The 1,120-nt window shown below is 48.7% G+C and carries 1 protein-coding gene; it reads right to left on the bottom strand.

All coding sequences use genetic code 11. The features are described from left to right. Nucleotides 1-320 precede the first annotated feature (320 nt). Nucleotides 321-926, bottom strand: a complete 606-nt coding sequence (locus JUK32_RS00650) for a Uma2 family endonuclease (RefSeq protein ID WP_204136937.1) — start codon at nt 924-926, stop codon at nt 321-323. Nucleotides 927-1,120: the final 194 nt, after the last annotated feature.

Genomic DNA, 1,120 nt, shown 5'->3' with positions numbered 1-1,120 from the left:
GAGGCCATCGCCTCCTTGACCGGCTATGACTTTATCCTTGAGGCTCTATTCTATGCAGCTTTATAGAGAATTGGTATGAGTAACGGTTCCACTATGACTACAGCCAGCGGCAATTTTATTTCAGGTACAAAAGATCGGTATTCTTCGCCATCTTTTACTTTAGAAATAATTTGTTTCTGAGATCTCTCTGAAGATCAAATGATCGCAAATTCATCCGTACTAAATCTATTGAGTTGTGCACTAAACATCTCAGCGGCAACCATCTTTTGGCTTGAAGCACTTGCATAACAGTACTTTCCTGACTTCAGGATCAGGAGGTTTTAGGATTGGGCTGGCTCCTCAGAAAAATCAATGTCTTCGTAAATGGCAGCGATCGCACATTGCAAATCAACACTAAGAAAGTCAACCATCAGGAATTCCGTTTGCCCATTCGCTTCAGGAAAATAGGGCGTTAGCTCCCATTTTTGGGCGGCATTGAGTCGATAAACTTCAACGCCCATACTCTCAGCATCGACTAAAACGTACTCCTGCAAAGAGTCGAGCTGGCGATACTGCCTAAATTTTTCGCCCCGGTCGTAGCCCTCCGTGCCAGGAGACAACACCTCAATAATCAGACAGGGATGCTGTACGAGCGTTTTGGCGGTGCGATCGGCGTCGTTGCAGGTCACTAAAATATCGGGGTAGAAAAAGGGGCCTTTGGCCGTGACACCCACTTTGGCATCGGCCATGCGAACCTTACAGCGACCGCCCCGCAAGTGAGCCTTGAGTAGCGTCGTGAGATTGACAGCAATGTCGTTATGGGCCAGGGTACCGCCGGTCATGGCGTAGGCTTCGCCATGCAGATATTCGTATTTGATGGGCTGCTGGGCTTCCCATTCCAGATACGCTTCGGGTGAAAGATGAATGTGCTCAGAGCTGGCAATCATGGAACTCGGTCGCCAGGCTGGCGAGTAAAAGGGTAGCCGTGTGGTTAGCGATCGCCTCTATTGTAAAGTGTCAGTTCGACGGTCTGATTTTGCCCTCTCTCCAAACCTCTCTCCCAGAGGGCTACTAAGTACACACAAGTCATGTTGTAGTAGGATGCTGCCAGAAAACATGGGGTCATCGAGATGGAGAATCC

It is taken from the genome of Halomicronema sp. CCY15110 (assembly GCF_016888165.1).
Taxonomy (GTDB): Bacteria; Cyanobacteriota; Cyanobacteriia; order Phormidesmidales; family Phormidesmidaceae; genus Halomicronema.
The sequence above is the reverse complement of the archived record's forward strand: the minus strand, read 5'-3'. Positions and strand labels throughout refer to the sequence as shown.

What these genes read in the sequence shown, in the direction of transcription:
- JUK32_RS00650 (WP_204136937.1), bottom strand. Translation starts at nt 926, where the DNA reads ATGATTGCCAGCTCTGAGCACATTCATCTTTCACCCGAAGCGTATCTG.